This is a genomic window from Streptomyces sp. DH12 (assembly GCF_020873895.1).
Classification (GTDB): Bacteria; Actinomycetota; Actinomycetes; order Streptomycetales; family Streptomycetaceae; genus Streptomyces.
In genome coordinates, this window is the sequence record NZ_JAHWGT010000965.1 from 1 (window position 1) to 464 (window position 464).

A 464-nucleotide genomic window follows, 5' to 3' on the forward strand; every position below is an offset into this window, starting at 1 on the left:
CATCTGGTCCAGGGTCTCCAGGGTGCGCGGGTGGACGGCGACGGCGCGGCTGGTGCGGGCGGGGGCGGGCGCGGCGTCGACCAGGCGCACCCGCATGCCCCGGCGGGCCAGTTCGTGGGCGGCGGTCAGACCGACCGGGCCGGCGCCCACGACCAGCACGTCTGCGGCTTCAGCGGGCACCGAGGGCCTCCGGGGCCCGGGCGTCCTCGTCCTCGTACAGGCCGGGCTCGGCGGTGACGAGCGGCCGGAGCCCGGCGACCAGGCGCTGGAACTCCTCGCTGGTGACGGCGGCGCGGTGCGCCGCGGCGCTCTCCCACTCGGCGATCTCCAGGTGGACGGCGGGGTCGCCGGCGTGGCGCAGCGTGCGGTGGCCGGCGTAGCCGGGCTGGGCCGCCATGTACGCGGTGAGACGGGCGCGCACGGCGGCGAACTCGTCCGGGTCGCCGTGCACGGTCTGCTTGTTG

At 78.0% G+C, this 464-nt stretch carries 2 protein-coding genes; both read right to left on the reverse strand.

Going from position 1 to position 464, the window contains the following annotated elements:
- A partial coding sequence (locus LPA54_RS38005; protein WP_228984961.1) for an FAD-dependent oxidoreductase occupies positions 1 to 180 on the reverse strand: 180 nt, incomplete at its 3' end.
- Positions 170 to 464: antibiotic biosynthesis monooxygenase (locus LPA54_RS38010; RefSeq protein WP_228984962.1), on the reverse strand; the 295-nt coding region annotated here is incomplete at its 5' end. The genes LPA54_RS38010 and LPA54_RS38005, both read right to left, overlap by 11 nt.